The sequence below is a fragment of the Nonomuraea pusilla genome (assembly GCF_900109355.1).
Classification (GTDB): domain Bacteria; phylum Actinomycetota; class Actinomycetes; order Streptosporangiales; family Streptosporangiaceae; genus Nonomuraea; species Nonomuraea pusilla.
Map to the genome: position 1 here is coordinate 23,439 of NZ_FOBF01000004.1, position 24,513 is coordinate 47,951.

At 74.5% G+C, this 24,513-nt stretch carries 27 protein-coding genes; 15 read left to right on the forward strand and 12 right to left on the reverse strand.

Features of this window, described 5'->3' with window-relative positions; all coding sequences use genetic code 11:
* Positions 1-136 precede the first annotated feature (136 nt).
* The gene (gene secY, locus BMX74_RS09080; protein ID WP_091099644.1) at positions 137-1,426 is read left to right on the forward strand and encodes a preprotein translocase subunit SecY; all 1,290 of its coding nucleotides are present in this window, start codon (positions 137-139) and stop codon (positions 1,424-1,426) included.
* A 2-nt stretch (positions 1,427-1,428) separates the two neighbouring features.
* Here the strand turns inward: secY and BMX74_RS09085 are convergent, their stop codons facing one another.
* From BMX74_RS09085 to BMX74_RS09100, 4 genes are all read right to left on the reverse strand, one after another.
* Positions 1,429-2,079, reverse strand: a complete 651-nt coding sequence (locus BMX74_RS09085) for a response regulator (protein ID WP_091100125.1) — start codon at positions 2,077-2,079, stop codon at positions 1,429-1,431.
* Between the two features lie 110 nt (positions 2,080-2,189).
* On the reverse strand, positions 2,190-3,179 hold the full coding sequence (locus tag BMX74_RS09090) for a sensor histidine kinase (RefSeq protein ID WP_177227297.1): 990 nt from the start codon (positions 3,177-3,179) through the stop codon (positions 2,190-2,192).
* Between the two features lie 118 nt (positions 3,180-3,297).
* Entirely contained in the window at positions 3,298-3,687 is a 390-nt protein-coding gene (locus tag BMX74_RS09095) for a PPOX class F420-dependent oxidoreductase (RefSeq protein ID WP_055503340.1), read from the reverse strand.
* Between the two features lie 33 nt (positions 3,688-3,720).
* A complete protein-coding gene (locus tag BMX74_RS09100; RefSeq protein ID WP_091099646.1) occupies positions 3,721-4,629 on the reverse strand; it encodes a phosphotriesterase family protein in 909 nt (302 codons plus the stop codon).
* A gap of 147 nt (positions 4,630-4,776) precedes the next feature.
* Here BMX74_RS09100 and BMX74_RS09105 point away from each other — a divergent pair, with 147 nt between their 5' ends.
* Both BMX74_RS09105 and BMX74_RS09110 read left to right on the forward strand, forming a co-directional pair.
* Positions 4,777-5,241 (forward strand): TIGR02611 family protein, encoded by a 465-nt coding sequence (locus BMX74_RS09105; RefSeq protein WP_055503338.1) that lies wholly within the window; start codon positions 4,777-4,779, stop codon positions 5,239-5,241.
* 96 nt (positions 5,242-5,337) lie between these two features.
* The gene (locus BMX74_RS09110) at positions 5,338-6,303 is read left to right on the forward strand and encodes a TolB-like translocation protein (RefSeq protein ID WP_091099647.1); all 966 of its coding nucleotides are present in this window, start codon (positions 5,338-5,340) and stop codon (positions 6,301-6,303) included.
* A 69-nt stretch (positions 6,304-6,372) separates the two neighbouring features.
* Here BMX74_RS09110 and BMX74_RS09115 read toward each other — a convergent pair whose 3' ends face one another.
* Positions 6,373-6,693 (reverse strand): GroES family chaperonin, encoded by a 321-nt coding sequence (locus BMX74_RS09115; protein ID WP_055503336.1) that lies wholly within the window; start codon positions 6,691-6,693, stop codon positions 6,373-6,375.
* Positions 6,694-6,941: 248 nt separating this feature from the next.
* Here BMX74_RS09115 and BMX74_RS09120 point away from each other — a divergent pair, with 248 nt between their 5' ends.
* Positions 6,942-7,472: a spherulation-specific family 4 protein gene (locus tag BMX74_RS09120; RefSeq protein WP_177227298.1), complete on the forward strand. Its 531-nt coding sequence runs from the start codon at positions 6,942-6,944 to the stop codon at positions 7,470-7,472.
* A gap of 52 nt (positions 7,473-7,524) precedes the next feature.
* Here BMX74_RS09120 and BMX74_RS09125 read toward each other — a convergent pair whose 3' ends face one another.
* Complete coding sequence (locus BMX74_RS09125; RefSeq protein ID WP_055503334.1) at positions 7,525-8,457, reverse strand: endonuclease/exonuclease/phosphatase family protein; 933 nt, start codon at positions 8,455-8,457, stop codon at positions 7,525-7,527.
* 55 nt (positions 8,458-8,512) lie between these two features.
* Here BMX74_RS09125 and BMX74_RS09130 point away from each other — a divergent pair, with 55 nt between their 5' ends.
* Complete coding sequence (locus BMX74_RS09130) at positions 8,513-9,766, forward strand: ArgE/DapE family deacylase (protein ID WP_091100127.1); 1,254 nt, start codon at positions 8,513-8,515, stop codon at positions 9,764-9,766.
* Positions 9,767-9,883: 117 nt separating this feature from the next.
* Entirely contained in the window at positions 9,884-10,489 is a 606-nt protein-coding gene (locus BMX74_RS09135; RefSeq protein ID WP_091099649.1) for a TetR/AcrR family transcriptional regulator, read from the forward strand.
* Between the two features lie 16 nt (positions 10,490-10,505).
* Here BMX74_RS09135 and BMX74_RS09140 read toward each other — a convergent pair whose 3' ends face one another.
* From BMX74_RS09140 to BMX74_RS09150, 3 genes are read right to left on the reverse strand one after another with little or no spacing between them, the layout of a single operon-like run.
* Positions 10,506-11,309 carry an ABC transporter ATP-binding protein gene (locus BMX74_RS09140; RefSeq protein ID WP_055503332.1) on the reverse strand — a complete coding sequence of 268 codons (804 nt, stop codon included), beginning with the start codon at positions 11,307-11,309 and terminating at the stop codon, positions 10,506-10,508.
* Positions 11,309-12,316, reverse strand: a complete 1,008-nt coding sequence (locus BMX74_RS09145) for a FecCD family ABC transporter permease (protein ID WP_091099650.1) — start codon at positions 12,314-12,316, stop codon at positions 11,309-11,311. The genes BMX74_RS09140 and BMX74_RS09145 overlap by 1 nt, the downstream gene beginning before the upstream one ends.
* Positions 12,313-13,362 carry a FecCD family ABC transporter permease gene (locus BMX74_RS09150; RefSeq protein ID WP_091099655.1) on the reverse strand — a complete coding sequence of 350 codons (1,050 nt, stop codon included), beginning with the start codon at positions 13,360-13,362 and terminating at the stop codon, positions 12,313-12,315. The genes BMX74_RS09145 and BMX74_RS09150 overlap by 4 nt, the downstream gene beginning before the upstream one ends.
* 85 nt (positions 13,363-13,447) lie before the next feature.
* On the opposite strand from BMX74_RS09150, the gene BMX74_RS09155 reads away from it, so the two are divergent.
* A complete protein-coding gene (locus tag BMX74_RS09155; RefSeq protein WP_091099656.1) occupies positions 13,448-14,452 on the forward strand; it encodes an ABC transporter substrate-binding protein in 1,005 nt (334 codons plus the stop codon).
* Here BMX74_RS09155 and BMX74_RS09160 read toward each other — a convergent pair.
* Positions 14,436-16,838, reverse strand: a complete 2,403-nt coding sequence (locus BMX74_RS09160) for a helicase-associated domain-containing protein (protein ID WP_091099657.1) — start codon at positions 16,836-16,838, stop codon at positions 14,436-14,438. The genes BMX74_RS09155 and BMX74_RS09160 overlap by 17 nt on opposite strands.
* Before the next feature lie 77 nt (positions 16,839-16,915).
* On the reverse strand, positions 16,916-17,419 hold the full coding sequence (locus BMX74_RS09165) for an ATP-binding protein (protein WP_055503327.1): 504 nt from the start codon (positions 17,417-17,419) through the stop codon (positions 16,916-16,918).
* A 223-nt stretch (positions 17,420-17,642) separates the two neighbouring features.
* On the opposite strand from BMX74_RS09165, the gene BMX74_RS09170 reads away from it, so the two are divergent.
* The 3 genes from BMX74_RS09170 (at position 17,643) to BMX74_RS09180 (ending at position 19,046) form a co-directional block, all read left to right on the forward strand.
* Complete coding sequence (locus BMX74_RS09170) at positions 17,643-18,464, forward strand: helix-turn-helix domain-containing protein (RefSeq protein WP_055503326.1); 822 nt, start codon at positions 17,643-17,645, stop codon at positions 18,462-18,464.
* Positions 18,465-18,701 carry a DUF397 domain-containing protein gene (locus BMX74_RS09175; protein WP_055503325.1) on the forward strand — a complete coding sequence of 79 codons (237 nt, stop codon included), beginning with the start codon at positions 18,465-18,467 and terminating at the stop codon, positions 18,699-18,701. It abuts the gene before it with no gap.
* An 87-nt stretch (positions 18,702-18,788) separates the two neighbouring features.
* The gene (locus BMX74_RS09180; protein ID WP_055503324.1) at positions 18,789-19,046 is read left to right on the forward strand and encodes a hypothetical protein; all 258 of its coding nucleotides are present in this window, start codon (positions 18,789-18,791) and stop codon (positions 19,044-19,046) included.
* Positions 19,047-19,055: 9 nt separating this feature from the next.
* Here the strand turns inward: BMX74_RS09180 and BMX74_RS09185 are convergent, their stop codons facing one another.
* Complete coding sequence (locus BMX74_RS09185) at positions 19,056-19,652, reverse strand: histidine phosphatase family protein (RefSeq protein ID WP_055503323.1); 597 nt, start codon at positions 19,650-19,652, stop codon at positions 19,056-19,058.
* 99 nt (positions 19,653-19,751) lie between these two features.
* On the opposite strand from BMX74_RS09185, the gene BMX74_RS09190 reads away from it, so the two are divergent.
* The 5 genes from BMX74_RS09190 (at position 19,752) to BMX74_RS09210 (ending at position 24,335) form a co-directional block, all read left to right on the forward strand.
* Positions 19,752-20,609 (forward strand): Gfo/Idh/MocA family protein, encoded by an 858-nt coding sequence (locus BMX74_RS09190; RefSeq protein WP_091099663.1) that lies wholly within the window; start codon positions 19,752-19,754, stop codon positions 20,607-20,609.
* 237 nt (positions 20,610-20,846) lie between these two features.
* On the forward strand, positions 20,847-21,812 hold the full coding sequence (locus tag BMX74_RS09195; RefSeq protein ID WP_055503321.1) for an ABC transporter substrate-binding protein: 966 nt from the start codon (positions 20,847-20,849) through the stop codon (positions 21,810-21,812).
* A 107-nt stretch (positions 21,813-21,919) separates the two neighbouring features.
* Positions 21,920-22,912, forward strand: a complete 993-nt coding sequence (locus BMX74_RS09200) for a FecCD family ABC transporter permease (RefSeq protein ID WP_055504068.1) — start codon at positions 21,920-21,922, stop codon at positions 22,910-22,912.
* Complete coding sequence (locus BMX74_RS09205; protein ID WP_091099666.1) at positions 22,909-23,682, forward strand: ABC transporter ATP-binding protein; 774 nt, start codon at positions 22,909-22,911, stop codon at positions 23,680-23,682. The genes BMX74_RS09200 and BMX74_RS09205 overlap by 4 nt, the downstream gene beginning before the upstream one ends.
* On the forward strand, positions 23,679-24,335 hold the full coding sequence (locus tag BMX74_RS09210; protein ID WP_091099668.1) for an adenosylcobinamide amidohydrolase: 657 nt from the start codon (positions 23,679-23,681) through the stop codon (positions 24,333-24,335). The genes BMX74_RS09205 and BMX74_RS09210 overlap by 4 nt, the downstream gene beginning before the upstream one ends.
* Positions 24,336-24,513 lie beyond the last annotated feature (178 nt).

Below are 24,513 nucleotides of genomic sequence, written 5' to 3' on the forward strand. Positions count from 1 at the left end.
ACGGAAAAGCTGGATAAATGGCCGCCGCGGAGCTCGCCGTGCGTCCGTCCCCTGCCCGGCGTACGCGGATTCGCGTACGCCGGTGACGCGGTGCAGGGGACGACCGCGGGCCCGGGGCGCCGGGAGACTCGCCGGCATGCCGACCGTACTCACCAGGGCGTTCCGCGTGCCGGAACTCCGCAGGAAGCTGCTGTTCACGCTGGGCCTCGTCGCGCTGTTCCGTCTGGGGCAGCTCATGCCCTCCCCCGGCGTGGACGTCGTGGCCGTGCGCGCCTGCGTCGGGTCCGCCCGTGGCGGCCTGTTCGACATGGTGCAGATGCTCAGCGGCGGGGCGATGCTCCACCTGTCGGTGTTCGCGCTGGGGGTGATGCCCTACATCACGGCGAGCATCGTCATGCAGCTGTGCGCCGTGGTGGTGCCCCGGCTGGCGGAGCTGAGGAAGGAGGGGCAGCGGGGGCAGGCGCGGATCACGCAGTACACGCGGTACCTGACGGTGGCCGTCGCGGTGCTGAACGCCACGACCGTGGTCGCCCTCGCCCGCGCCGGGCGGCTGCTGCCCGGCTGCCCGCGCCCGCTCCTGCTGGACGACGGCCCGCTCGCCGTCGTCGTCATCGTCGTCACCATGGTCGCGGGCGCCTGCGTCGTCATGTGGATGGGGGAGCTGGTCACCGGCAGGGGCGTCGGCAACGGGATGTCGATCCTGATGTTCGCGCAGGTGGTGGCGGTCTTCCCGGCGTACGTGTCCACCGTCTTCCTGACCAGCCCGTTCACGCTCGTCGTGCTGCTGGTGGCGGGGCTGTTCCTGGTGGCGGCCGTGGTGTTCGTGGAGCAGGCGCAGCGGCGCGTCCCTGTGCAGTACGCCAGGCGGATGGTCGGGCGGCGCGTGTACGGGGGGACGAGCACGTACATCCCGGTCAAGGTGAACCAGGCCGGGATCGTGCCGGTGATCTTCACGTCCTCGCTGCTCTACCTGCTGGCCATGGCCGCGCCGCTGCTCGGCGACGAGCTCGGCGGCTGGGTGGAGCGCACCCTCACGTCCGGCACGCACCCCCTCTACCTGTCCGCGTACGCGCTCCTGATCGTCGGGTTCGCGTACTTCTACGTGTCGATCACGTTCAATCCGGTGGAGGTGGCGGACGGGATGCGGCGGCACGGCGGGTTCGTGCCGGGGGTGCGGCCGGGACGGCCCACCGAGCGGTACCTGGCGTACGTCCTGTCGCGGCTGACCGCCCCCGGCGCGCTCTACCTGGCGGTGCTGGCGCTGCTGCCGCTGGTGGCGTTCGCGATCACTCGGGACCCCGGCACGCGGCAGAACTTCCCGTTCGGCGGCACGAGCCTGCTCATCATGGTCTCGGTCGGGCTGGAGACGGTGAAGCAGATCGAGGCGCAGGTGCAGCAGCGCGCGTACCAGGGCCTGCTGAAGTGAGGTCAGGCGGGCGGGGTCAGACCGGCCCGCATGGCGAACACGACGAGCTGCGCCCGGTCCCTCGCGCGCAGCTTGACCATGGCGCGGCTCACGTGCGTCCTGACCGTCTCGGGGCTGATCACCAGTTCGCGGGCGATCTCCTCGTTCGACAGGCCGGTGGCCACCCAGGCGACCAGTTCCCGTTCGCGCGGCGTGAGGGTGTCGAGGCCCTCCACCGGGCCCGCGCCGTGCCGGCCGAACAGGCCGATGACCTTCCTCGTGATCGACGGCGACAGCAGCGCCTCCCCGGCGGCCACCACGCGCACCGCGTTGACCAGCTCGTCGGGGGCGCCGTCCTTGAGCACGAAGCCGGCGGCCCCGGCCTGGAGGGCGGCGAAGACGTACTCGTCCACGGCGAACGTCGTCACCATCACGACCCTCGTGCCGGCCAGCCCGGCGTCGGCCGCGACGGCGCGCAGCACGGCGAGGCCGTCCATGCCGGGCATGCGGATGTCCAGCAGCAGGACGTCGGGCCTGGTGCGGCGGACCAGCGCGAGCGCGCCCGCCCCGTCGGCCGCCTCGCCGACGCACTCCATGCCGGGCTCCCGCTCCAGCAGCGCCCGCAGCCCCATCCGCACGACCGCCTGGTCGTCGGCGACCGCGACCCTGATCACGCGCTGCCGCTGCTGGGCCGCGGCGGCCTCGTGCCGGGTCGTGCCGCCGTCCGGGGCGCCTGGCGCGCTCCCGGCCGCGCCGCCGTCGCGGGCGCCGAGATCCTCCCGCGTCACGCCGACGTCCGTGCCCGGGGGAACGTGGCGACGACCGCGAAGCCGCCCCCTTCGCGTGGCCCGGCCGCGAGCCGGCCGCCCGCCTCGGCCACCCGGGCGCGCATGCCCGCCAGCCCACGCCCCTCGGGGCCGCCCCCGCCGCGGCCCCGGTCCGCCACCTCCAGGACGTACGCCTCCGGCAGCTCGGACAGGCGTACCACGGCGGTGGTCGGGCCGGCGTGCCGCAGGACGTTCGTGAGCGACTCGCGGACCACGCGGTAGACGGGCTCGCGCAGGTGCCGGGGCACGGCGGGTTCGTCCGGCGCGAGCTCCACGGGCAGCCCGGCGGCGCGCACGCCCTCGACGAGCGCCCGCAGGTCGCCGCCCGGCGGGTCGATGCCGTCGAGTGCGGCGCGGAGCTGGGCGAGCGCGGTCCTGCTGGTCTCCCTGATCGCCAGCAGCGAGGCCCTGGCCTGCTCGGGGTCGTCGTCGAGCGCGACCAGCGCCAGCCCGGCCTGCATCGCGATGGCCGCCAGCCCGTGCCCGGCCGCGTCGTGCACCTCGCCCGCGAGGCGCGCCCGCTCCCTGGCCAGTTCGTACGCGGCGTCGCCCTCGCCGCCGCCGGCGGGACGCTCGGCGGGCCCGGCGGCGGGCAGGACGGTGGTGGCCGGGGCGTCGGGGACCGCCGGGATGCCCCAGGGCCGCGCCGCCACACCGGCATCGGGCGGAGGGCCGTCCGTACGGGGCCTGCCGAGGTGCGCGGCGTCGGCTTCGAGGACGCCGGCGTGCGGGGGCTGGGCGCCGGTGGCGGCGGCGGCTGCGGCGGCTCGGGCCTGGGCCAGCCCGCTGAACGACCAGGGGACGGCGAGCCAGCCCGCCCAGGCCAGCATGACGACCACCGGGATGTCGCCGACCCGGGCGACCCGGACGACCCGCCCGAGCCGGGACAGACGGCTCGGCCCGGCGACCGGCCGGCGGCGCCCGCCCTCGCTCGTCTGATCCGTCACCGTCTCCCCACCCGCTGCGCTCCCGCCCGCTGCCGGCCGCCCCGAGCCGGTGGCCCGTGGGCTCGCCGGGATGGGGGCCGGGTCAGAAGGCATCGATCCGGCCCGATCCTAGCGAGTTTCACACCTCCCGGTTCGAGCTCGGCACCCCCAGCCCCCACGAGACGATCTTCTGCGGGGTGATCCTGATGATCTCGCCCGAGAACCCGGGCAGCGGCGGCTCCTGGTTCTCCAGCGCCTCGGCGGTGCCGCGGATCTCGATGCCCCGGACGGTCCAGGGGGCGACGGAGGCCAGCTCGTCGATCACGAGGGCGGCGGTGCTGCCCGCCCGTACGTTCCTGAACTTCTTGCTGGCGCCCATGCCGTGGCCGCCGATGTCGACGGTGCCGCTCTTGGCGTCGACGAAGAAGCCGACCGGGTTGTTCTGCACGCGTCCGCGCGGATCGACGGTGGCCAGGCGGCCCAGGCGCTGCGTGGCCATGAAGTCGAGTTCTTCCTGGGTGAAGGTCATGGGCCCAGGATGCGACCTCAAGTCACCTTGAGGTCAAGCGTAGCCGCCGGTGAGCCAGCGCACGGGGTTGTCGCGGGTGACGAGGCGGACGACGTCCTCGCCGACTCCGGCCTCGCGCAGGGCCGGCAGCAGGGAGTGGAACAGGGCGCCGTAGCCGGGGCCGTCGTACCGGCGGATCTGGGCGACCCGGCTCAGGCCGGTGCTGAGGAGCAGGCGCTCGGCGTGGCCGTCCTCGACGAGGGCGAGCGCCGTCCGCACGACCTGCTCGGTGCTCTGGGACAGGGCGGTCAGGCTGACGTACGCGCCCGCTTCGGCGATCTTCCTGGCCGCCCCGGGGTCGGCGCCCGTGTGCCCGACGGCGACGCGGGAGCCCGGCAGGCCCTGGCCGAGCAGGATCTCCAGCAGCGCGGGGCCGTCCTGCCCGTGCGTGGCGACCGACAGCCGGGACTGCTTCGCGGCGCGGGCGGTGGCGACGAGGGCGCGTTCCTCGCGCGGCGTCGGCTGGGGGCCCCAGCAGCCGACCTCGCCGATGACGCCGGGGAAGACGCCGGTCTCGTCCAGGCCGTTGGAGATCTCGGCCATGAGCCGCCGGGTGAGCGCGTCGACGTCGCCGTCGCCGATGGCGCTGAACGGTTCGGCGAACAGCCCGGTGCCGGCCACGACGGGGACGCGGCTGTAGGCGGCGATCCTGGCCAGGGCGGAGGCGTCGCGCCCCATGCCGATGGAGGTGAGGTCCACGACCAGGCCGAGTTCCTCGCTGTCGCGCAGCTCGCGGAGCTCGGCGGCGACGGCCTGCTCCTCGTCGAGCCACCGGTACGGGTCGGAGTCGACGCCGACGGCCCAGCGCATGTCGGTGCGGAGGTGCTCGTGGGGGAGTACGGCTCCGGTGACGGCGGCGGCGCGGATGGGACCGGTGACGGTACGGAGCATGACCTCGGGCATACCCGACATTATCCGACTATCGCCCAAGGTCTCCGGCTGTAGTGCCAGATTTTACTGTCTGGGTGGTTTAGCGAGCTGCAAGTCGTTCACCAGGACGACGTAACCGCCCCGCGTATCCTGGGGACAACCGACCGACACGGGGGAAACGTGCCGATCCACAACTCCGACACCGGCGACGCCGACCTGATCAAGGACGAGGCGGCCGGCCGTTCGTCCATGCCGGAGCGCCGCACCGGCATCCACGGCTGGCTCGACGGCGTCAGGTCCACCCGCACAGGGGCCCTCACCCTGAAGATCGTCATCGGCGTCATCGGCGCCGTCATGGTAGCCGGCGGCCTCATCATGGTGCCGTTCCCCGGGCCGGGGTGGCTGGTCGTGTTCGCCGGCCTCGCCGTGCTGGCCACCGAGTTCATCTGGGCGCACCGGCTGCTGGAGTTCGGCAAGCGCACGCTGCACGCCTGGACGCAGTGGTACAAGCGCCAGGGCTGGACGGTCCGCATCGCCGTGCTGCTCGTCACCGTGGCCGCCGCGGGCGCCATCGTCTACGTGGGCCTGCGGTCGGTCGGTGTGGACGTCGTCGAACTCGCGCTCCGCTTCGTCCAGCCCGGCTAGCCACCCCGCCGGGAACCGGCCCGGGCGGGACGGGCGGGCCAGACCGGGTGGTTATCGCACGAGATATCCGGCAGCGGCTCTGCCTATCTTTGCGGCGTGATCGCCCGTCTCGCCGCCGCGCTGACCCTGACGCTCCTCGCCCCCGCGACCGCGCGGGCCGAACCGCTGACCGCGCGGGCCGACGTGTCGCTGCCCGGTTCGGGCGGCGTGACGTACCGGGAGCAGGCGGGTGACCCGGTGCGGCTCACCGCCTACGGGCTCGGCACCCGCGCCGCGTACCTGCGGGCCCCGTCCGGCGCCGCCTTCACCAGGAACGCCGCGCTCTCCGAGGTCTCCGTCTCGCCCGACGGCAGGCTGGCGGCGGGCGTGCCGAAGGCGTACCGCGACGGGTTCGACGCGCTCGTCCTCACCGACAGGGCCACCGGCAGGAGCGTCCGCGTACGCACCGTCAGGAAGCCGCTGACCGCCTCGTACGCCTCCTGGTCGCGCGACGGGCGGCGGGTCGCGCTCACCGTCCAGAGCAGGACGGGCGGCGCCTGGCGCGCGGTCGGCTTCACCGTCGTGGACGTCCGCACCGGCGCCGCGAGGACGGTCGGCGTGGCCGGCCTGCCGCCGAAGGCGGGCTTCTGGTGGAGCCCCGGCGGCTCGCTGGTGGCGTCGTACGGCGGGGGCGTGCGCTTCTACCGGGCGGCCGACGGCGCGGTGGTGCGCACCCTGCGGGGCGTCGGCCGGCCGACGGGGCCCGAGGATCCGTTCTCGCCGTCGGGCACGAGGCTGGCGACGTGGTGCCCGCCGCCGTCGGGCAGGCAGGCGGCGGGGGAGCAGCTCTGCGTCGTGGACGTGGCCTCCGGCACGGTGGCCCGGCGGATGGCTCCCCGGCCCGAGGCGGTCTTCGGCTGGTGGGACGACACCCACCTGGTGGGCGTGGCGCGGCAGGGCACCGGCTACCGGCTGGCCGTGCTCGACCTCGCGGGGAGGGCGACCCGCGCCCTCGCGGACGTGCCGCGCCCGGCGTGGGACGCGGACCTGTGGGTGTCGTTCACCCGCGCCCGCGCGAAATAGCCGCAGCCGGACGCGGCGGCCCCGCCGGGAGCGGCGGTGAGCTCGTCAGGGACGGCGGCGGTGAGCTCGTCAGAGGTACAGGCCGGTGCCGTGGTCGGTCTCCTGGGTGGCGACGGCGTGCAGGTCGCGCTCGCGCATGACGAGGTACACGTGCGTGTGCAGCTCCACCTCGAACTGCTCCTCGGGGTTGAGCAGCACCTTGTCGCCCACCTTCACGGAACGGACGTTCGCGCCGACGCCGCAGACCTCGCCCCAGGCCAGCCTGTTGGGCATCTTGACCGTGGCGGGGATGACGATGCCCGAGCCGCTGCGCCGCTCCTCGGCCTCGTGCTCGAGCCGGATCATCACCCGGTCGTGCAGCATCTGAATCTCGAACTTGGGCTCTTCCACAGGGCAAGTTTACGATCCGCCGCCACGCGGCCACTCCCGTGTGCCCGCCGCGGCCCGCTGAGCAGTGTGAATCCCGGCGGCGGCGGCGCGGGTTCCGCTATGAATGCGGGGAGGCGGTTCACGGCAGCACGGGGGATCGGGGGCGCGTGCCGGGCAGGTGGCTGTGCAGCGAGAGCGGCGAGGGCGCGGACGGTGGCGCAAACGGTGGCGCAGACGGTGGCGCGGACGGCGGGCCGCCCCGCCTGGCGGTGCTCGACGTCGAGGGGCGCCCCAGGGACCCTGCCGTCGCCGTCGTGGCGCGCCGCCTGGCCGCCGCGGGCACCGAGGTGGTGGCGCGCGTCGACACCGACTTCGGGCTGCGGCCGCTCGCCGACGTCCGCGCCGACCTGCGGCGCCACCAGTCCTGGTACGGCGTCATGGGAGCGTTCCTCGACCAGGCGGCGGCCTGCGGCGAACGGCTCGGCCACTACCGGGCGATCGCCGCGTCGGTGCCCGGCGCCGTCGTGCTGAACCCGGGCGTCTACCCCGACCCCGCGTACGCCGAGCTGGCCGACGTGCTGGTGACGTTCGACGGGCCGCTCGCGGCGTACCGGGCGATGCGGGAGCCGTCGTGGGCGCGCGAGCTGGACCGCGCCAGGTTCTGCCACGTCATCCACGACGTGCCGGGCGCGGCGCGGGCGGCGGTGCTGCGCCGGGCCTCCAGGTACGCGGGCGTCGTGGTCGTCCGCCCCTGGACGGGCGCCCCCGCCCCCCGCGGCCGGGCGGCCGTGGCGACCTAGAGATCCCGGAGGGACGTCGCCTTGCGGTCGCCCGGCCGCCGGGATGCCCGGGTCAGGGGAGGCGCAGGGTCGCGAACACCGGGCGGTGGTCGGTGCCGCCCAGCGACAGCACCCGGAAGTCCGTCACGCCCATCCGCTCGTCGGCCAGGACGTGGTCGATGGTCACGCCGAACGGTCCCCAGCCGCCCTGCGGCCAGGTGGCGCGCAGACCGTGACCGGCGGCGTCGGCCGCGTCGCGGTAGCCGTCCGCCAGCAGGTCCCGCACCGGCAGGTGGTCGAGCGTGGCGTTGAAGTCCCCGGCGAGCAGCCGCAGCGGTCCGCCGCCGCCGCGCGGCAGCGCCTCCAGCCCCTGCCGCCAGCACGGGGCCCTGCCGTAGCGCTTGGGCGCGCACGGGTGCACCGACACCACCTCGATCCGTCCGGCGTGCGGGTGCGCCAGGAACGCCCTGGCCTGCCCGAAGGGGCCGTACTGGATGGCCTGGCCCGGGGTGAGGGGGTGGCGGGCGTAGACGGCGGATCCGCCGACGCCGGGCAGCGGCCGGGTGACGGCGTGGGGCAGCAGGTCGCGCAGCCCTTCGCCCTCCAGCCGGTCCAGGGCCTTCGGCGTGAGCTCCTGGAGGGCGAGGACGTCGGGCTTCAGCTCCTCGACCAGCGCCACCAGCCGCGCAGGGTCGGCCATGCCGACCATTAGGTTGGCGGCCAGGACGCGCAGCTCGGGCCCCTTCGCGGCGGGGCCGCCGCCGTCGGGCAGCGCCCTGGGCAGTACGGCGACGCCGAGCGCGACGGCCGCGGCGAGCGCGACCAGGACGGCCGCCCGCCGCCGCAGCAGCAGGGCGAGGCCGAGCGCGAGCACGGCGGCCGCGGCGGCGTAGGGGGTGAACGCGACCGCGGGCACCCACGGCCAGTCCGGTTCGAACCCGCTCCACCTGATCGCCGCCCACACGGCGAAGGGCGTCACCGCCGCCCAGCTCATCCACGTTCGCATGTCTCTGTATCGCCCTGTCTGCCCATTCGGGTTCACGCGTGAGAAGGTGGGCACCATGCGCGACGCGGAAGCCCGGGTGCTGAACGCCATCGACGAGGCGGAGACGGTGAGCCTGCTGGCGGAGGCGGTCAGGGTGCCGAGCGTCACCGGCACCGACGCCGAGTCCGACCTGCAGCACAGGTTCGCCCGCCTGCTCACCGAGTCCGGCCTGGACGTGGACGTCTGGAAGCTCGACCTGGCAGGCCTGGCGGCGCGCGAGGGCTTCCCCGGCACCGAGGCCCCGAGGAGCGAGGGGTACGGCGTGGTGGGGGTGACCGGGGGCGAGGGCGTCCCGGCGCTGGCGCTGCAGGGCCACGTGGACGTCGTGCCCACCGGAGACCTGGCCAGGTGGGAGGGCAGCGACCCGTTCGCGGCCTGGGTCACCGGCGACGTCCTGCACGGCAGGGGCGCCTGCGACATGAAGGCGGGCCTCGTCGCGAACCTGGCCGTGGCCCGCGCCGTGCACCGCTCCGGGGTGCGGCTGGCCAGGCCGCTGGCGGTGCACTGCGTGGTCAGCGAGGAGGACGGCGGGCTCGGCGCGTTCGCCACCCTGGACAGGGGGCACACGGCGGAGGCGGCCGTCATCACCGAGCCCACGGGCGGCGCCGTGATCACGGCCAACGCCGGGGCCCTGACGTTCCGCCTGGAGGTGGCCGGGCGGGCGGCGCACGGCGCGACCCGGTACGAGGGCGTCAACGCGATCGAGGCGTTCTGGCCGGTGTTCGAGGCGATCAGGCGGCTGGAGGCCGAACGCAACAGGGACGTCCCCGAGCTCTTCCGCGGCAACGCGATGCCGTACCCGATCGAGGTCGGGGTCGTGCGGGCGGGCGACTGGGCGAGCACGGTGCCCGACCTGCTCGTGGCGGAGGGGCGGCTGGGCGTGCGGCTGGACGAGGACCCGGCAGACGCGCGCGCCGCCTTCGAGGAGGCGGTCGCGGGCACGGCGCACCCCTGGCTGCGGCACCACCCGCCCGCCGTCACCTGGCCGGGCGGGCAGTTCGCGAGCGGCAGGCTGCCCGCGGGGCACGAGCTGCTCGGCCAGGTGAATGGCGCCGTGGCGGACGTCGCGGGCCGCACGCCCGAGGAGAGCGCGGCGCCGTACGGGAGCGACCTGCGGCTGTACGCGTCGGGAGGCATCCCGACGCTGCACTACGGGCCGGGCGACGTGCGGTTCGCGCACGCGCCGAGGGAGCAGGTGGAGCTGCGGGAGCTGCGCGAGGTGACCCGGGCGCTGGCGCTGCTCACGGTGCGCCGCTGCGGCGTCCTGTGAACGCGGGAGGGCCCGCGCTCACGGTGCGCCGCCGCGGCGTCCGGTGAACGCCCGGGGGCCCGTGTCCGGCGGGCTCCGCGTTGCGGCGCGGCAGACAACAGGACTACAGTCCGAATCATGGAGAGCATCCCGCTCGAACTGCTGACCGGCCGCCCGGTCCAGGAGCGCGCCGACGCGGCCCGCAACAGGGAGAAGGTGCTCGCGGCGGCGGCCAGGCTGTTCGCGGAGAAGGGCGTCGAGGCCGTGTCCATGGACGCCGTGGCCGCGGAGGCCGGGGTCGGCAAGGGCACGCTGTTCCGCAGGTTCGGCGACAAGGCGGGGCTGGCGGCGGCGCTGCTCGACGCCCGCGAGCGCGACCTCCAGCAGCGCGTACTGTCGGGCCCGCCGCCGCTCGGCCCGGGGGCTCCGCCCGCCGAGCGGCTCGCCGCGTTCGTCCGCGCCTACCTCGGCTACCTGTTCGCCCACCTCGACCTCGTACGCATGTCGGAGACGGCCAGCCCGGGGGCCCGCTACCGCATCGGCGCGTACCGCTTCTGGCACCGGCACGTCGCCATCCTGCTCGCCGAGGCCCGTCCGGGCGTGGACGCCGACGCGCTGGCGCACGCGCTGCTCGCCGCCGTGGCGGCGGAGCCCGCGGGCACGCTCGCGGCGGAGTGCGGTCGCGAACGGGCGGAGGCCGCCGTCGAGGAGCTGGCCGCCGCCCTGACCCGCGGCCACGCCTGAACCGGGAGCCGCGGGATCAGGCCGGGGCGGAGGCCCGGCGGCGCGCCTCGGGCACGATGAGCGGCGTGCCGGTCTGCGGGTCCTCGATGATCTCGCAGCGCAGCCCGAAGACGTGCCCGACCAGCTCGGGGGTGACGACCGCCCCGGGCTCGCCCTCCGCGACGACCTCGCCCGCCTTCATGACGACGAGGTGGGTGGCGTACCTGCAGGCCTGATTGAGGTCGTGCAGCACGGCGACCAGGGTGCGCCCCGCCTCGTGCAGGTCGGCGCACAGGTCGAGCACCTCGATCTGGTGGGCGATGTCGAGGAACGTGGTGGGCTCGTCGAGGAGCAGGATCGGCGTCTCCTGGGCGAGCGCCATGGCCAGCCACACCCGCTGCCGCTGGCCGCCGGACAGCTCGTCCACCAGCCTGTCGGCCAGGTCGGCCACGTCGGTGGAGCGCATCGCCTCGGCCACGGCCGCCTCGTCGGCCCGTGACCACTGCCGCATGAGCCGCTGGTGCGGGTAGCGGCCCCGCGCGACCAGGTCGGCGACGGTGATGCCGTCGGGGACGATCGAGCTCTGCGGCAGCAGGCCGAGCCGCCGCGCCACCTCCTTCGACGGCAGGGACGTGATGACGCTCCCGTCGAGGTGGACGGCGCCCGTCCTGGGCTTGAGCATCCTGGCCAGGGCGCGCAGCAGGGTGGACTTGCCGCAGGCGTTCGGCCCGACGATCACGGTGAACGACCGGTCGGGGATCGCGACGTCCAGGCCGGTCGCCACGACCCGCTGGTCGTAGGCGAGGGTGAGGTCGCCGGCCGACAGGCGCGAGACGGTCATCAGTGGCGTTCCTTCCGCAGGAGGAGGGCGAGGTAGGCGCCGCCGATCCCGGCGGTCAGCACGCCGACGGGGAGCTGGGTGGGGGCGAGCAGCCGCTGCGCGGCCAGGTCGGCGCCGGTCAGCAGCACGGCGCCGACGAGCGCGGACGCGCCGAGCGTCACGCCGGGGGAGCGGGTCAGCCTGCGGGCGACCTGGGGCGCGGCGAGCGCGACGAAGACGACGGGCCCGGCGGCGGCGGTGGCGGTGCCCGACAGCAGCACCCCGGCCGCGACGGCGGCGGCCCGCACCGCCTCGACCCGGACGCCCGCGGCCCGCGCCGCGTCGTCGCCCATCTCGATCATCCGCAGCGGCCTGGCCGCGACGGCCGCGACCGGCAGCAGCACGGCCAGCGCGACCGCCACGGGGACGGCGTGGTCCCATCCGCGCCCGCTCAGGCTGCCGGTCAGCCAGGCGCCCGCCGTGGCCGCGTCGTTGATGTTCGCCCTGGTCAGCAGGTACGAGTTGACGGCGAGCAGCAGGGCGTTGACGCCGATGCCGACGAGCACGAGCCGGTGGCCGGCCACGCCGCCGCGGAAGGCGAGCGCGTAGACCAGCGCGGCCGTGGTGACGCACCCGGCGAGCGCGCCGCCCGCGATCGTCATCGCGGAGCCGCCCGCGACGACGGCGAGGATGCCGCCGGTCGAGGCGCCCGCGGTGAAGCCGATGAAGTCGGGGCTGCCGAGGGGGTTCCTGGTGAGGCTCTGGAAGATCGCGCCGCTGACGCCGAAGGCCGCGCCGACCAGCAGCCCGGTCACGACGCGGGGCGCGCGCAGCCTGCTCACGACGAGGTCGGCGGCGGGCGTGCCGTCGCCGGTGAGCGCGGCGAGCACGTCGCGTACGGGCAGGGTGTACTCGCCGGTGGCGACGGCGGCCACGGCGACGGTGCAGCCCGCGAGGGCGAGGGCCGCGCAGACGAGCAGGGCGCGCGGCGCGAGCCGCACCGACCAGGGGCCGAGGCGCACGGTCACAGCGCCGCCACCCTCCTGCGCCTGGCGAGCAGGATGAAGATCGGCGCGCCGATCACCGCCCACACGATGCCCACCTGGACCTCCCCGGGACGGGCGACGAGCCGTCCGGCGACGTCGGCGCCGAGCAGCAGCACGGGCGCCGCCACCGCCGAGTACGGCAGCACCCAGCGCTGGTCGCCGCCGACGACGCCGCGCACGGCGTGGGGCACGATCAGCCCGACGAACCACAGCGGCCCGGCCGCCGCCGTGGCGGAGCCGCACAGCAGCGTGATGGCGACGCCGGTGAGCGCCCGGGTGCGGCCGACCGACAGGCCGAGGGCGCGGCCGGTGTCGTCGCCCATGGACAGCAGGTTGAGCGGCCTGGCCAGCAGCAGCCCCAGCGCCAGGCCGGCGGCCATGAACGGGGCGAGCCTGGCGAGCGTGCCCGGCGTCTGCCCGGCCAGCGACCCGGTGAGCCAGAACCGCATCCGGTCGAACGTCTCCGCGTCCATGCGCAGGATGGCGGAGGCGACGGCGGTGAACACCATGCCGAGCGCGACCCCGGCGAGGGTGAGCCGTACGGGGCCGGAGCCTGAGCGGCCGGCCGCCGCCAGGCCGTGGACGGCCACGGCGGCCAGGGCGGCGCCGCCGAAGGCGAACCAGACGTACCCGGCCGGGTCGGACACCCCGAACAGGCCGAGCGCGAGCGCGACGCCGAGGGCGGCGCCCTCGTTGACCCCGAGCAGCCCGGGGTCGGCGAGGGCGTTGCGGGTCAGCCCCTGCATGAGCGCGCCCGCGAGGCCGAGTGCGGCGCCGACGCCGATGCCGAGCAGGGTGCGGGGGACGCGCAGTTCCCTGATGACGGTGTGGTCGGTGGAGCCGTCGGGCGCGGTCAGCGCGGCCACGACGGTGGACAGCGGCACGGATCGCGCTCCGAGGGCGACGCTGGCCGCGGCGACCAGCGCGAGCGCGGCGACGGCCACGACGAGCCCCCCGACGAGCAGGCCGGGACGTCCCTGCGGCGACGGCTCCCGGCGCCGGTCGCGCACCTCTTCCGCCTGTCGCACCCGGCCCCCTCTCCTCGCCCTGTCAGTTAGGTAAGGCTAATCTCATTTCTCAAGAGCAAGGCAAGCCTAACCTAAGGAGCGGTAAATGTCGGGACCGGTACTGGCGCGCAGGGGCTTCCTCGCGGCCACCGCAGGACTGGCGGCACTGGCCCTGCCGGGATGCGGCGGGCAGAGGCCCGCCGCCGCTCCTGGAAGCACCGCCCAGGGCTCCACCGCGGGCCCCTGGACGTTCACCGACGACCGCGGGGAGAAGCTCGACCTGCCCCGGCGCCCCGCCCGGGTCGTCGCGCAGGTCGGCGCGGCGGCGGCGCTGTGGGACTTCGGCGTGCGGCCCGTCGCCGTCTTCGGCCCGCACAAGCTGGCCGACGGCGCCAAGGACCCCCAGGTGGGCAACGTCGACATCACCAAGGTCGAGGGCCTCGGCAACGTCTGGGACGAGTTCAACGTCGAGAAGTACATCTCCCTCCAGCCCGACCTGCTCGTCAGCAGCATGTACGTCAAAGGCGCCCTCTGGTACGTCCCCGAGAAGTCGAAGGCCACCATCGAGCAGGTCGCCCCCACCGTGGGCATCCAGCTCACCGGCCGCAGCGCCTCCCAGGTCATCGGCAGGTACGAGGAGCTCGCCGCCTCACTCGGCGCGGACATGAAGGGCGTCGCCGAGGCGAAGGACAGGATGCGGGCCGCCACCGCGCAGCTGGCCCGGTTCAAGGACCTGCGGGTCCTCCTGATGTCCGGCGGCGCCGACGCCATGTGGGTGGTCAACCCGCCCGAGTACCCCGACATCGTCCACCTGACCGAGAACGGCCTGAACGTCGTCAAGCCCGACAAGGTGGACGAGGGCGGCTTCTTCCAGACGCTCAGCTGGGAGAACGCCGACGCGTACGAGGCGGACGTGATCCTCCACGACACCCGCACGCAGGCGCTCAAGCCGGAGGAGATGAAGGCCAAGCCCACCTTCGCCGACCTGCCCGCCGTCAAGGCGGGACAGCTCTACCCGTGGCGGGCCGAGGCGCCCTTCAGCTACCAGGGCTACGCCGGCTTCCTGGAGGAGCTGGTGGCCAACCTGGAGAAGGCTAGTAAGCTCCCCTGACCTCGACGATCTCCGCGAGCGGGAACTCCAGGTAGTCGCCCGCCTCCTCGCACCACGCGTCGAGCGCGCCGCCCCTGAGCTCGCCGTGGCTGATCGTCGCCGTCAGCCCGTCGGTGAGCGTGATGCCCGCCCGTACGCCGCGGTCGACGACGAAGCCGAGCAGCGACTGCTGGGCCGTGCTCAGCCTGGTGGCCATCCTGCCGATGACCGCCCAGGTGCGGCCCTGCGTGCCGCTCTCGGCCCGGCTCGTCTCGATCAGCCTGCGGGCGTGCTCGCGCGGGTCGGGCGCCGGCTCGGCCAGCGCGTGCGCCGGGGCCTCGAACCCGGCCCGCTCGGCCACCTGGCCGCCGGGCAGCAGGACCAGGCGGCCGTGGGGAGGGTCGTCGGCCCTGGCCCGCCGGATGGTGATCTCGCCGGTGTCGGAGACCGGCACGGGGGCGTAGCCGTTCTCGCGCAGCGCGGCCAGGGTGCGTTCGGCGTCGGCGGCGGACACCAGGACGGTGGGCGCGAGCAGGCGCAGCCCCAGCCGGGCCAGCCGCCGGTGCCCGGCGATCTCCGCGAGGAGCGCAGGGTCGGACGACTGCACGACGCAGCCGACCGAGGTGACGGTGACCTCGCCGTGCCTGCGGGCGGTGTCGCGGACGAGGTAGTCGAGCGGCTGCGGCACGGTGCCCACCTCGGCCAGCTCGCCGAGCAGCTCGTCGGCGTCGTAGCCGCGGTCGAGCGCGCGGCGCACGCTCTCGGTGGTGAACCGCCACACCGAGGCCGCGCCCCGCGACTCGCGTTCCGCCACCCGGTCGAGCAGCGCCGCCAGCTCGGCCGACGGCGGCCCGGTGACGACCGCCGTGAGGTCGGGCCCGAACAGCGCGCTCCTGCGCACGCCCGCCAGCGCCCGCGTGGACGCCTCCACGAGCCCGGGGTCGTGCTCGACCTGCGGGACGCAGTCGTCGTTCTCGTCGCCCGCCCGCCCGGCCAGCCCGGCGAGCGCCCGGCCCAGGTCGGTCAGCGCCTCGCGGGCCAGCAGGCCGAGCAGCGTCGCCTCGTCCAGCACGGCAGGGGCGCAGCCGGCGAGCAGCGCCTGGTCGAGCAGCGGGGCGTGCCAGTGCACGGCGCGCACCAGCGACGCCCGGTCGGCCACGCCGGTGCCGTCGGGCAGCCGCGCGAGCACCGGCAGCACGGCCCGCCTGACGCGGGCGATCGCGCTGCCCGCCGGGTCGTCGCCCAGCACGGTGCCGTACTTGCCGTCGGACCTGCGCAGCGACGAGCGCTCCATCCGCCACCACGCCGACAGCAGCACGCGCAGCCTGGCCGCGCCCTCGTCGAGCCGCCAGCGGTCGAACCGCTCGGTGGGGACCATGCCGCCCGACTTGTCGTCCCAGGCCAGCAGCCTGGCCACGGCGCAGACCTCCAGCAGCAGCCGGGTCTCGTCCTCGTCGCAGCCGGTCTCCCTGGCCACCCTCCTGACCTCGCGCACCCCCACCCCGCCGGTCTTCAGCAGCGGCAGCGGCGTCTTGGAGGCGTTGTCGAGCAGGGCCGCGCAGCGCTCGACGACGTGCGGCGCGGCCAGCGTCATGAGGTGGTCGACCTCCTCGGGGTCGACCGGGATGGTGGCGACCTCGGGGGCGTCGGGCGCGAACGGCGGGTGGTAGCCGGGGCCGCGCAGGCACAGCGCGACCTCGCGTGGCATCTCGGCGACGTTCCAGTTGGGGCGGTAGAGCATGCCGTGGTCGGCGGCCCACTTCTCGGGGGTGCCCGGCGTGACGAACCGGCCGCCGTCGACGTCGCGCGCCGGGCCCTCCCAGGCGAAGCGGTCGAGGAAGGCGCGGGTGCCCTCGGGGGCGTCCTCCAGCAGCGCGGCGACGCGGGCCGGGTCGGCGAGCACCTCGGCGGCGCGGGCGACCGTGCGCCGCTTGTTGCCGTGGGGAGGCAGGCCCAGGCGGCGGGCGAGCGCCCGCAGGGCGTCGTTGCTGATCGTCCAGGAGTTGAGGTGGTGGTCGAGCGGCTCGCCCAGGCCGAGCGGCGCCGACCACCAGCGCGAGACGCCCTCGGCCAGGTGGATCACGCCGCCGGCGCCCGGCCAGGCCAGGGCGTGGTCGTACAGCAGGTCGAGCCAGGGGGCCACGGCGGCGGCCGGCGCGCCGAGGAACTGCGCCAGCCGGGCCGGCGTGGGGTCGCGCAGCACCAGGCAGGACTCGGCGAGCTGCAGGCAGGGCAGCGGGAGGGTGCGCAGCGCCTCCATGACGGCGAAGCCGTTGCTCAGGCGCTGGGCCAGGGTGTCGAGGCGGCGCGGCCAGGGTGCCGAGATGGCGTCGGGCCTGTTCGCCAGGATGCGGGCGAGTCGGTCTTCGTCTAGTGTTCGCAGCCAGCCGAGCAGGTGATCTTCCATCGGTCAGCACTCTCATGGGGTCGCGCGCCGGACTCACCGTGAGCCATGACCATCCACGGTAATGCAGATCACCCTTGTCAGGAGAGGACTGCCCAGACGATCTTTCCGTAGGGGGCCAGCGCCGACCAGCCCCAGCGGAGGCTGAGCGACTCGACGATGTGGAGCCCGAGCCCGCCGGTGTCAAGGGGGCCAGGGTATCTCAGCACCGGCACCGAGGAGCCGGGATCGGTGAACGCGCTGGTGACGAGCGAGCCGTGCCGGACGAGGGACATGTGGACGGGCCGCCGGCAGGGCGGCTCGGTCAGGCGCAGGCCGTGCCGCAGGGCGTTGGTCGCGAGCTCGGAGACCACCAGCTCCATGTTCTCGATCAGCTCGCCGAGACCCCAGCCCGTGAGGGTGCCCGCCGTGAAGCTGCGGGCGGAGTGAACCGATGACGGGGTGGGCGGGAGCACGTACGTGGCGCTCGCGGACGGGCCGGGAACCAGCAGATCGCGGGCTGCCTCGGGCCACCAGCCGACCGGAGGCCACCAATCGAACGTGGTCCACTGGCCGGGCGCCGTGGTGGATTGCACGGTGATCATTCTGGAGCAAACTCTCGTGCAGGTGCAAGAGCGAATGCACGTGCAGGAGTCCCGTGCAACCGCTACCGTTGGCCATCAAAAGGTCAATCTGGGGGAAAGGGGATCTTGTCCGCGGCCAATGATCTTTCGGCCGTGAAGTGACAGACTGTGTCGCAAGGAAACGACCAAGGAGCACCACGTGTCCATTGATCCGCCCGGTTCCGGTTCGACCGTTCGGCGCATCATGCTGGGTGCGAGCCTGAGGCGTCTGCGTGAGGCGAGCGGGCTCACCCGAGACCAGGCCGGATTCCACATCCGGGCGTCCGAGTCCAAGATCAGCCGTATGGAGCTCGGCCGCGTCGGCTTCAAGACACGTGATGTGGAAGACCTGCTCACCCTGTACGGCGTCGTCGACGACGCCGAACGCCGAGCCCTGCTGGAGATGGTCCGCGAGGCCAACACCCCCGGGTGGTGGCACAAGTACTCCGCCGAGCTGCCCTCGTGGTTCACCACCTACGTGGGTCTGGAGGAGGCCGCCAGCGTGATCCGCACCTACGAGGTGCAGTTCGTGCCGGGGCTGCTCCAGACGGCCGCGTACGCGCGGGCGGTGTTCCAGCTGGGCAATCCCGAGGCCAGTCCGGAGAAGATCGAGCGCCGCGTGCACATGCGCATGCAGCGTCAGGAGCGCTTCACGCGCAAGGACGGCCCCCGGCTGTGGGCCGTCATCGACGAGGCGGCCCTCATGCGGACCATCGGCGGGCGAGAGATCATGGCCGAGCAGCTTCAGCATCTGCTGGAGGTCGCCGCCCTCCCGAACATCACCCTGCAGGTGATGCCCTTCAGGTTCGGCAAGCACGCCGCCGAGGGGGGCGCGTTCAGCATCTTGCGGTTTCCCGAGTCCGACTTGTCGGACGTCGTCTACGTCGAGCAGCTCTGGGGTGCCCTGTACCTGGACAAGCGTGAGGACATCGACCCGTACCTCACGGCCATGGAGCAGTTGTGCGTGGAGAGCACCACGCCAGGGGGCACCGTCGAGCTCATCGGCGGTCTTCTCAGAAAGATGTAGATGAACCAGACCTACAACGGCATGCCCGCAGCGGACCTGACCGAGGTCGCGTGGCGCAAGAGCCGCTACAGCAACTCCCAGGGCAACTGCGTGGAGCTCGCCCAGCTCCCCGACGGCGGCGTCGCGGTGCGCAACTCCCGCTTCCCCGACGGCCCCGCGCTGATCTATACCCGCGAGGAGATCCGGGCCCTGGTGCTCGGGGTCAAGGACGGAGAGTTCGACGGCCTGCTCGTGTAACAGCGTGTTCACCTCCGGCGCGGCCGCTTAACGGCGGCGCGCCGGAGGCGTAACCGATCCGCTTCCCGGCCGGGAGAGCATCGGTCCATGCTCGACCAGATGACGCTCTACCCGATCGCCGACGACGTGCTGTTCGCGCCCGGCGGCAGGGTCGTGGTCCGCACCTACGGCGTGGCGCCCGCCACCTCCGGCGCCTCCGTCTCCTACCGCACCTGGGTCACCGGCATCAGGGACCAGCCCCGCTACTGGCACTGGGGCCACTTCGAGGACGCCGCCTCGGGGCACCGCCGCGTGCTGGAGTGGCTGACGGGCCGCGGGCCGCGACCCGCCCAGCCGCCCACCTGACCGCCGCCGTCAGGCGGCGGGGGCGTTCCAGGTCTTCAGCACCGGCTCGCCGTGCTCGAAGCCCAGCCGCGAGTACGTGCCCGTGTCGAGCCGCAGCAGCCGCCCGTCCTCGGGGCGCAGCCCCAGCCAGCGCGCGGCCAGCACCCGCAGCAGGTGGCCGTGGGCGACCAGCGCCACCAGCCCGGGGGCCTGCCTCGCCCGCTCGATCACCCGGTCGGCGCGGGCGCCCACCTGGGCCGCCGTCTCGCCGGGGTGCGCGGCGTCGCCCGGCACCACGCCGTCGCGCCACAGGTACCAGCCGGGCCGGTCCGCCCGGATGTCGGGCGTCGTGATGCCCTCGTAGCCGCCGTAGTCCCACTCCCACAGGTCGGGCTCGACCTCGTAGGCGGGCAGCCCGGCGAGGTCCGCCGTACGGAGGGCGCGCCGCGCGGGCGAGACCAGCACGAGGCCGAAGCCCTGCTCCTCCAGCAGCTCCTTCACCAGGGGCGCCAGGGCCCTGGCCTGCTCCTCGCCATGCGCGGTCAGCGGCAGGTCGGTGCGGCCGGTGTGCCTGCCCGCCCTGCTCCACTCGGTTTCGCCATGTCTGAGGAGCAGCATCTCGTTCATGCGGTCCATCATCCTGTACGCCCGATGTCCGGCCGCGCCCGAGGTGGTGGCTGCCGCATTTCACCCCAGAGCGGGATGAACGATGACATCATTGCCGCCATGGAACCGGTCGCCGTGGGACTCGTAGGAGCAGGCCCGTGGGCCGAGATGGCGCACGCGCCGATGCTCGCCAAGGGGCCGCACACGCGGCTGGCCGGCGTGTGGGCCCGGCGCCCCGAGGCCGCGGCCCGGCTCGGCGCGCCCGTCTTCGAGCGCCTGGAGGAGCTGTTCGACGCCTGCGAGGCGGTCGCGTTCAGCGTGCCGCCCGCCGTCCAGGCCGAGCTGGCCGTCCGCGCCGCGCGGGCGGGCAAGGCGCTGCTGCTGGAGAAGCCGCTCGCCGGCTCGCTGGAGGCCGCGAGGCGGCTCGCCGGGGTCGTCGCCGAGACCGGCGTCGCCACCCAGATGATGCTCACCCTGCGCTACACGGCGGCGACCCGGGCGTTCCTCGACCGGTGCGCCGAGATCGAGCCGTTCGGCGGCCACGCTGCCACCGTCTCCGGCGTGCTCCTCGGCGACCACCCCTTCGCCACCCCGTGGCGGCTGGAGCGCGGAGCGCTGCTCGACGTCGGACCGCACGTCATCGACCTGCTCGACGCCGCGCTCGGCCCCGTCACCGGCGTGCGCGCGCACGGCGACCCGCTGCGCTGGACCGGGCTGCTGCTGGAGCACGAGGGCGGCGCGGTGAGCGAGGCGTCGCTGTGCCTGGCCGCCGCCGGCGACACCCCGCCCTCCTCCTTCGCGGTGTACGGCCGCACCGGCAGCGCCGTGCTGCGTCCCGCCGACGACGACCCCTTCGAGGCCGTGGCCGCCGAGTTCGCCGAGACGGTGCGGCGCGGCGGCGGCCACCCGCTCGACGCGGCGCGCGGCCTCAGGCTGCAGGAGATCATCGCGGAGGCGGAGTCCCAGCTCGCCTCCTGACCCGCGTCGGCGCCTCCGGCTCCGCTCCGCCCCCTTGACGGAGGCCGCGGTTGGAGGATTGATAGCGTTTGTCCGACGCGCAGTGCTGCAGCGAAGTCCGGTGCGAGTCCGGCGCTGTCCCGCAACTGTCATAGCCAGGTCGCCTGCCTCTGCGCCGACGCCATCAACCCTCGTGGAAAAGGGTGATCCGTCGCACATCGCGGGTCTCTCGGTTCCGACAGTGTGAAAGGACTTCTCGTGAGGCCCGTACGCACGGCCTTCGCGGGCGCGCTGCTGGGAACGGTCATCCTGGCCGGATGCGGCCAGACCGGCACCACGTCCGGCTCGACCGCCGCCCCCACCTCCGCCGCCCCCAGCGCCTCCTCCGCTTCCGGCTCCGCCGGGTTCCCCGTCACCGTCGAGGCGGGCAACGGCAAGGTCACCATCGCCAAGAAGCCCGAGCGCATCGTCTCGCTCTCGGCCACCCACACCGAGACGCTGTTCGCGATCGGCGCGGGACCCCAGGTCGTCGCCGTCGACGACCAGTCGAACTACCCGGCCGAGGCCCCCAAGACCGACCTGTCGGGCTTCAAGCCGAACGTCGAGGCCATCGTCGCCAAGCAGCCCGACCTCGTCATCCTCTCCAACGACCAGGACCACATCGTCGCCGAGCTGGCAAAGGTCAACATCCCCGTCCTGCTCGAACCCGCCGCCACCAAGCTCGACGAGGCGTACGAGGAGATCACCGAGATCGGCGCGGCCACCGGCAACCAGGCCAAGGCCGGCGAGGTCGTCTCCGGCATGAAGTCCGAACTGGACAAGCTCGCCGCCGGCGCCCCCAAGGCCGCGAAGCTCACCTACTACCACGAGCTCGACCAGACGCCGTACGCCGCCACGTCCCAGACGTTCATCGGCCAGATCTACGGCCTGTTCGGGCTGACCAACATCGCCGACAAGGCCCCCGACGCCGCGGGCGGCTACCCCAAGCTGTCGGCCGAGTTCGTCGCCCAGGCCGACCCCGACCTGATCTTCCTGGCCGACGTCAAGTGCTGCCAGCAGAACAAGGACGCGGTGGCCGGGCGGCCCGGCTGGAAGGACCTGTCGGCCGTCAAGAAGGACCGCGTGATCGAGCTCGACGACGACATCGCGTCCCGCTGGGGCCCGCGCGTCGTGGACCTGGCCAGGGCCATCGGCGACGCCGTCGGCAAGGCCGCCACGAGCTGACCGTGCCGTCACACCAGGCGCCCGCCCGGGAGGAGACGGGCGCGCAACCGCGGGCCGGCGCGCCGGCGGCCGGGACAGCCAGGCCGTCGCGCGCCAGGCCCGCGTGGCTGGCGGGCGCGCTCGTCGTGCTCGCCGCCTCCATGGTCGCCGGGCTGCTCGGCGGCGCCGCCGACATCTCGCCCTGGCAGGTCGTGCTGCAGGCGGCGGACTGGCTGCCGTTCGTCCACGTCGACTCCGGGCTGACCCCCGTCGAGCAGGGGCTGCTGTTCGAGCTGCGGCTGCCCAGGGTGATCGTCGCGGCCGTCGTCGGCGGGCTGCTCGCCATGGCAGGGGCCGGCTACCAGGGCGTGTTCCGCAACCCGCTCGCCGACCCGTACCTGCTCGGCGCCGCCGCCGGGGCCGGGCTGACCACCACGGTGGCCATCGTGCTGCTGTCGGTGCCCGGCAACGCCATCCCCGTCGCCGCCTTCGCCGGCGCCCTGGGCGGCGTCTTCCTCGCGTACGCGCTCGGTCACTCGGCCGGGCGCGGCGGCGGCACCGCCACGCTGGTGCTGGCCGGGGTCGCCGTCACCTCGTTCCTGACCGCCGTGCAGACCTTCATCCAGCAGTTCAAGGTCGAGGAGCTGCAGCGCGTGTACGCGTGGATCCTCGGCGACATCGGCGGCGGATGGGAGCAGGCCGTCATGGTGCTGCCGTACGGCGCCGTCTCCGCGGCCGTCCTGCTGCTGCACGGGCGCATGCTCGACGTGCTGTCCGTGGGCGACGAGGAGGCCGCCAGCCTCGGCCTGCGCGCCGGCCGGGTGCGGCTGGTCGTGCTCATGGCCGCGTCGCTGGCCACGGCCGCCGCCGTCGCCTCCAGCGGGCTCATCGGCTTCGTCGGGATCGTCGTCCCGCACGTCGTGCGGCGGCTGGCGGGCGGGTCATACCGGATCGTGCTGCCGCTGTCGCTCATCGGCGGCGCCGCCTTCCTCGTGCTGGCCGACCTCGTCGCCCGGACCGTCCTCGCGCCCGCCGAGCTGCCCATCGGCGTGGTCACGATGTTCGTCGGGGCGCCGTTCTTCGTGGCCGTCCTGCGGATGACGAGGCGGACCCTCACATGATCGAGGCACGTTCCGTCTCGGTGCGGCTCGGCGAGCGCGACGTGCTCACGGGCGTGGACCTCGGCGTCGGGCGCGGCGAGTGGCTCGCCGTCATCGGGCCGAACGGCGCCGGCAAGTCCACGCTGCTCAAGGCCGTGATGGGGCTCGTCGCCCACCGCGGCGACGTCACGCTCGACGGCAGGCCCGCCGCCCGCCTGCGGCCCCGCGAACGCGCCAGGCTCATGGCGTACGCGCCGCAGACGCCCGCGCTGCCCGCCGACATGACCGTGTTCGACTACGCCCTGCTCGGCCGCACCCCCTACATCCCCTACCTGGGCAGGGAGAGCCGGAGCGACCGTGAGATCGCCGCGTCGGTGCTGGACCGGCTCGACCTCACCGCGTTCGCCGGCCGCCGCGTCGGCGAGCTGTCGGGAGGGGAGCGGCAGCGCGTCGTGCTGGCCAGGGCGCTCGCGCAGCAGGCCCCCGTGCTCCTGCTCGACGAGCCCACGACCGCGCTCGACCTCGGGCACCAGCAGCAGGTCCTCGAACTCGTGGACCGGCTGCGCCGCGCCGACGGGCTGACCGTCGTGAGCACCCTGCACGACCTCACCGTCGCCGGCCTGTACGCCGACTCCCTCCTGCTGATCGCGGACGGCCGCGCCGCCGCCGCGGGCGAGCCGGCCGAGGTGCTCACCGAGCCACTGGTCGGCAGGCACTTCGACGCCCGTGTGAGAATCGAGCCCGGCCCCGGAGGGCGGCCCGTCGTGCACCTGGTCAGAGGAGGAACGTGAAGCTCACCTACCGGGTCGAGGACGGCGAGCGGCTCGGGTCGCTGTTGTGGGAGTTCGGTCCCGGCTGGCGCATGATCTCCTCGGCCATGCTGGGCGGCGGCATCGGCCCCCGCGAGTGGGTGCTGAACGCGCAGGTCGTGGCCGGGTACTCCCGCATGGACCCCGTCGAGCACCTGACCGCGCTCGGCCCGGCGGGGCCCGGCGTCGGCATGCTCACCGCCGCCTCGGTCGAGCGTCACCGCCGGGCCGGGGACGGCGGCGTCGAGGCCGTCGCCACCGTCGGGCTGCGCGTCCCCACCTGGGCCGCGGCCCCCGAGGGCGTCCCCGACGCCGAGCTGGCCCCCATGATCGCGGGGACCGTGAACATCGTCGTGGCCGTCCCCGTCGCCATGACCGACGCCGCCCTCGTCAACCTCGTAATGACCGTGACGGAGGCCAAGACGCAGGCGCTCGTCGAGGCGGGCTTCGCCTGCACCGGCACCGCGTCCGACGCCGTGTGCGTGGCGGTGCCGTCGTCGGGCGAGCAGGAGCTGTTCGGCGGCCCCCGCTCGCTCTGGGGCGCCAGGGCCGCCCGCGCCACCCACGCCGCCGTCCGGGCGGGCGCCGAGGCGTGGCGCCCCCATGACGCAGGGCCGGAGAAAGCGGGAGAGTAGCGCCGTCGCCCCGCCGGCGCGTCATCGGCCGCGCCCTGCGCCTGCCGGTTCGCCGTCCTTCCGGGCTGGTCGGAGGGGGTGCGCGTAACGGTGAGGCCGCCGCGCGCGATGGACCAGAGTGGGTGCTCTCGCACGCGGCCCGCGGATCGCGGCCGGTGGAACCGTCGACGGCCAGGCC